This is a genomic window from Acidovorax delafieldii 2AN, assembly GCF_000175235.1.
GTDB classification, from domain to species: Bacteria; Pseudomonadota; Gammaproteobacteria; order Burkholderiales; family Burkholderiaceae_C; genus Acidovorax; species Acidovorax delafieldii_B.
Map to the genome: position 1 here is coordinate 1 of NZ_ACQT01000242.1, position 5,304 is coordinate 5,304.

At 64.7% G+C, this 5,304-nt stretch carries 5 protein-coding genes; 1 reads left to right on the top strand and 4 read right to left on the bottom strand.

Going from position 1 to position 5,304, the window contains the following annotated elements; all coding sequences use genetic code 11:
* Window positions 1-37 precede the first annotated feature (37 nt).
* The 3 genes from phbB to ACDELDRAFT_RS18755 all read right to left on the bottom strand — a co-directional run bounded on the left by phbB (window position 38) and on the right by ACDELDRAFT_RS18755 (window position 4,165).
* Window positions 38-775: an acetoacetyl-CoA reductase gene (phbB, locus tag ACDELDRAFT_RS18745; protein ID WP_005799587.1), complete on the bottom strand. Its 738-nt coding sequence runs from the start codon at window positions 773-775 to the stop codon at window positions 38-40.
* 302 nt (window positions 776-1,077) lie between these two features.
* Window positions 1,078-2,256 carry an acetyl-CoA C-acetyltransferase gene (locus ACDELDRAFT_RS18750; protein WP_005799588.1) on the bottom strand — a complete coding sequence of 393 codons (1,179 nt, stop codon included), beginning with the start codon at window positions 2,254-2,256 and terminating at the stop codon, window positions 1,078-1,080.
* A gap of 208 nt (window positions 2,257-2,464) precedes the next feature.
* Entirely contained in the window at window positions 2,465-4,165 is a 1,701-nt protein-coding gene (locus tag ACDELDRAFT_RS18755; RefSeq protein WP_005799589.1) for a PHA/PHB synthase family protein, read from the bottom strand.
* Window positions 4,166-4,267: 102 nt separating this feature from the next.
* Here ACDELDRAFT_RS18755 and ACDELDRAFT_RS18760 point away from each other — a divergent pair, with 102 nt between their 5' ends.
* Window positions 4,268-4,639, top strand: coding sequence for a hypothetical protein (locus ACDELDRAFT_RS18760; protein WP_005799590.1), 372 nt, complete (start codon window positions 4,268-4,270; stop codon window positions 4,637-4,639).
* Here ACDELDRAFT_RS18760 and pgeF read toward each other — a convergent pair.
* Window positions 4,559-5,304 (bottom strand): peptidoglycan editing factor PgeF (gene pgeF, locus ACDELDRAFT_RS18765; protein WP_005799591.1); only part of this gene is annotated, 746 nt, incomplete at its 5' end. The genes ACDELDRAFT_RS18760 and pgeF overlap by 81 nt on opposite strands.

Genomic DNA, 5,304 nt, shown 5'->3' on the forward strand with positions numbered 1-5,304 from the left:
ACGATGTGGGGTTTTTGTTGTCTGCAATGGGCCCAAATCAGCCCATGTGCAGGCCACCGTTGACCGAGAAATCCGCTCCGGTGGCGTAGCCCCCTTCGTCGGACGCCAGCCAGGCGATGATGGAAGCGATTTCGCTGGGCTCGCCCAGGCGCTTCACTGGAACGGTGGACACAATCTTTTCCAGCACGTCAGGACGGATGGCCTTCACCATGTCGGTTCCGATATAGCCAGGGCTCACGGTGTTCACCGTAACGCCCTTGGTGGCCAGTTCTTGCGCCAGCGCCATCGAAAAACCATGCATGCCGGCCTTGGCGGCCGAGTAATTGGTCTGGCCGGCCTGGCCTTTTTCGCCATTCACGCTGCTGATGTTGATGATGCGGCCCCAGCCCTTTTCCACCATGTCGGCCACCACCTGCTTGGTGACGTTGAACATGCTGTTGAGGTTGGTTTCGATGACCTGGTCCCAGTCATCGCGGGTCATCTTGAGGAACATGCGGTCACGCGTGATACCAGCGTTGTTCACCAGCACATCGATCGGGCCATGCTCGGCCTTGGACTTCGAGAAAGCTGCGACGGTCGAATCCCAGTCGCCCACATTGCCCACCGATGCGTAGAAGGTGTAGCCAAGGGCCTTCTGCTCATCCAGCCATTTCTGGTAATCACGCGTTGGGCCGCAACCTGCGATGACCGTGAACCCATCCTTGTGCAGGCGCTGGCAAATGGCGGTGCCGATGCCGCCCATGCCGCCGGTGACGTACGCTACTTTCTGGCTCATTTGATTTCTCCTGGTTGTGATGCGCGCTCTGTGCCCACTCTAACCAAGAATTGATGCACTGCAGTGAAGGAAAACACTGAAGCGTTTGTTTTTCAGCAGGGCCTGCGCTTGCCTGCAACAGCGCCGCGCCCGCCGGGGGCAGGATTGGGGAGAAATGGCGCAGCGGCCGCGGGCCCCGCCCCCCCCTCTACCCACCCCTTTCAGGGCAGATGGGCCCTGCGTCAACGAGGGCATTGAACAGCAATGGCAGGTGCCGGCTTGGCACCTGCCAGCCCTGCGGTGGAATGCCGCAGGGTGAGGGGTTAGCGCTCCAGCGCCAGCGAAACGCCCATGCCTCCGCCGATGCACAGCGCCGCCAGGCCCTTCTTCGCGTCGCGGCGCTGCATCTCGTGCAACAGCGTCACCAGGATGCGGCAACCCGAGGCACCGATGGGGTGGCCGATGGCGATGGCGCCACCGTTCACGTTGACCTTGGCGGGGTCGATGGCCAGCTCTTTGTTGACGGCGCACGCCTGGGCCGCAAAAGCCTCGTTCAGCTCGAACAGATCGACGTCGGCGGCGTTCCAGCCGGCGCGCTGCAGCGCCTTGCGCGAAGCAGGCACGGGGCCCATGCCCATGGTGGCCGGATCGAGGCCGGATGTGCCGAACGCCGCAATGCGCGCCAGCGGCTTCAGGCCCAGGGCCGCCGCCTTCTTCGCGCTCATCACCACCACGGCGGCGGCACCGTCGTTGATGCCCGATGCGTTGCCGGCCGTCACGGTACCCGCCTTGTCAAAGGCCGGGCGCAGACCGGCCAGCACGTCGGCACTGGTCTTGCGGTTGAGGTATTCGTCCATGTTGAACAGGATCGGATCACCCTTCTTCTGGGCCAGGCTCACGCCGACGATCTCATCGACGAACTTGCCCGCGTCCTGTGCGGCGGCAGCCTTTTGCTGGCTGGCCAAGGCCAGGGCGTCCTGCATTTCACGCGTGATGCCGTATTGCTTGGCCACGTTCTCGGCGGTGATGCCCATGTGGTACTGGTTGTAGACGTCCCACAGGCCGTCGACGATCATCGAATCGACCATCTTCCAGTCGCCCATGCGCTGGCCCTCGCGCGAGCCATTGAGCACGTGCGGGGCCAGGCTCATGTTCTCCTGGCCGCCCGCTACCACGATCTCGCTGTCGCCCCAGGCCACCGCCTGGGCTGCCAGCATCACGGCCTTGAGGCCCGAGCCACACACCGCGTTGATGGTGAGCGCTGGCGTTTCCTTGGCTACGCCAGCCTTCATGGCCGCCTGCCGCGCAGGGTTCTGGCCCACGCCAGCCGCCAGCACCTGGCCCATGATGACTTCACCGATCTGGTCGGACGCCAGCCCCGCACGGGCGATGGCCTCACGGATCACGATGGAACCCAGTTCGGTGGCAGGAGTCTTGGCCAGCGCGCCGCCAAACTTGCCCACGGCAGTGCGGGCAGCCGAAACGATAACGATGTCTTCCATGGAATGTCCTTGTGGTTGGAGGGTATTGCAGTGTGATTCTCGCAGCGCTCGCGGTCAGTGCTTTTGCGTATCAGCCGATGGCGGCGCCACGAACGCACCGACAATCAAAGCAGCGGGGCCACCCGCGCCTTGCGCAAAATCCGCCACGCCGTGCTGGCGGCGCATCTTTTGACGGCAAGACGGCGATCTGCCCACGGCGCGCTCCGTGTCACGCCTTTTGCTTGACATAGCGGCCCGGCGCCGGTTCGATGGACTTGAACCGGGGGCCCTTGCCATAGCCCTTCGGGGCGGCGATCTGCCGGCCGGCATGGCCCTTGAGCCAGTCGGACCAGTCGGTCCACCAGCTGCCCGGGTGTTCGGTGGCCCCTTCGAGCCACTGTGCCAGCGTGGCAGGCAGCTTGCCGTCGGCGCGAATCCAGTGGCTGCGTTTGCCTTTGGCGGGCGGGTTGATGACGCCTGCAATGTGGCCTGAGGCCCCCATCACAAACCGCTTCTTGCCCGGCAGCACCTGGGTGGAGCCGTAGGCCGCGTTGATGGGCACGATATGGTCTTCGCGCGAGCCGTAGATGTAGACCGGCAGCGTGAGGTTGCCCAGGTCCATCTTCTCGCCGCACACGGTCAGCTTGCCAGGCTTGACCAGATTGTTTTCAAGATAGAAGTTGCGCAGGTACCAGGCGTAGAACGGGCCCGGCAGATTGGTGCTGTCACTGTTCCAGTACAGCAGGTCGAAGGGCGGCGGCGTCTCGCCCTTGAGGTAGTTGCCCACCACGTAGTTCCACACCAGGTCGTTGGGGCGCAGAAAACTGAAGGTCGATGCGAGGTCCTGACCCTTCATGAGGCCGCCATGCCCCATCTGCAGTTCGCGGAACTTCACCGACGCTTCGTCGATGAACACGTCCAGGATGCCCGTGTCGGTGAAATCGATCAGCGTGGTGAGAAACGTGGCGCTGGCCACGGGCTCGTCGCCCCGCGCGGCCAGCACTGCCAGCGCGTTGCACAGGATGGTGCCCCCCACGCAAAAGCCCAGCGCGTTGATCTGCTCGGCGCCCGTGATGTTCTGCACCACGTCGATGGCCGCCATGGCACCGTCTTCCACATAGTCGTCCCAGGTCTTGTGGGCCAGGGACTCATCGGGATTGCGCCAGCTCACCACAAACGTGCGGTGACCCTGCTCCACGGCATAGCGGATCAGCGAATTCTCGGGCTGCAGGTCGAGGATGTAGAACTTGTTGATGCATGGCGGCACGAGCAGGAACGGCCGCTCGTAGACCCTGGCGGTGAGCGGTTTGTATTCCAGCAACTGGAACAGTTCGTTCTCGAACACCACGGCGCCTTCAGTGGTGGCCACGTTGCGGCCCACCTCGAACAGGCTCTCGTCGGTCATCGACACGTGGCCCTGGCTGATGTCGTGCAGCAGGTTCTGCATGCCTTTGGCGATACTCTCGCCTTTGGTCTCCAACGCTTTTTTCTGCGCCTCGGCGTTGAAGGCGAGGTAGTTGCTGGGCGCCATGGCGGCCATCCATTGCTCCACTCCAAAACGGATGCGGGCGCGGGTTTTCGGATCGGCCTCGACGGCGTCGGCCAGGGCCATCAGCGTGCGGGCATTGAGCAGGTAGGCCGCGGCCGAAAAGGCCGCCACGGGGTTGGCGGCCCAACCGTCGCCGGAGAAGCGGCGGTCTTTCACCTCCGGGGCGGCCTGCAGGCCCTGCGCCCACAGCTGCTGAGCGTCGTGCAGGTATTGCTGTTGCAATGCCTTCAGCTTGGCCTGGGAGAACTGCACCGGCGCCGCACCCGGCAGCAGCCCGGCGGGCTCGGCCGACGTGAGGGATTGCAGCGCCTTCGACCAGCTTTCACCGAAAATCTGCTGGAATTGCTGGGCGCCTTGGGCCCAGAGTGCTTCAGAATTCATGTTGCTTCCTCAAACGTTGGTCGGTCGCACGGGGCTTGCAGCCCATTGTTGCCCACCCGCATCCGCAAGGCAACCTCCACAGCATCTTTCGCTCCCATTCCAATGTACCTCGTAGTGATTGCTTGGCTGTATGTCACCCTCATGATGGCCGTGGCCGAAGCCACCAGCAGCACCGGCGGCCTGCTGGGCGCTTTCTTCACGTTCTTGCTCTATGGGGTGCTGCCCGCGGGCATCGTGGCGTACATCCTGGGCACGCCCGGGCGCAAGCGGGCCATCAAGGCGCGCGAGCAGGCGCAGCAGGCGGCCTACGACGCCGAGCAGGCAACCCTGCGCGCAACATCCTCCACAGCCAGCGCGGGCCCAGCTGGCGAGGCAGATTTGGTGGGCACGGGCTCAGCCGCGCCAGATGCAGGCGGCCATACGGCCGCTGCCACCGAGAGCCCGCTGATCGCGCCGGTACGAAAAGAACCGTGAGGCATTGCCCACGGTGCACCAGGGCGCGCTGCTGTCATTGCCATAAATCTGGGTGATGCCCAGCGCGCGCAGGCGCAGACGCGCCAGCGCCGCCAGATCGGCCAGGTATTTGCCACCGCCCTGCGCCGCAAAGCAGGCTTGCGCCGCCGGGAGGTGCGCGCAGAATGCCTCGCGCACCTCGGCACCCACCTCGAACGCCGAAGGGCCGATGCACGGGCCAAGCCACGCCATGGTCTGGGCGGCAACCATGCCGATTGCTTCTTTTTTTATAGCTGATTGCGCTTGTCCTGTAAGCGCCAGCGCCGAAAATCGCTCAAAAACAACCTCCAGCACACCCACCCCGCCCTGCCCCGCCAAGCCGCGCCAGCCTGCATGCGCTGCCCCCACCACGGCGCCCGATTGGTGGGCCAGCAGCACGGGCAGGCAGTCGGCCACCATGATGGTGCACACCGCATCCTGCTGGGTGGCCAGGCAGGCGTCGGCCTCGGTGCCATCGGGCGTGGCGCGGTCGAGGGTGACCACGCTGGTGCCGTGCACCTGGTTCAGGAAGACGGCGCGGGCCCCCGGGCTAGCGCCCCGCACGGCAGCCTGCAGGATCTGCCGATTGGCCTGCACGGCACGGGGCTCGTCGCCCACATGGCTGCCCAGGTTGAGGCTGGCATACG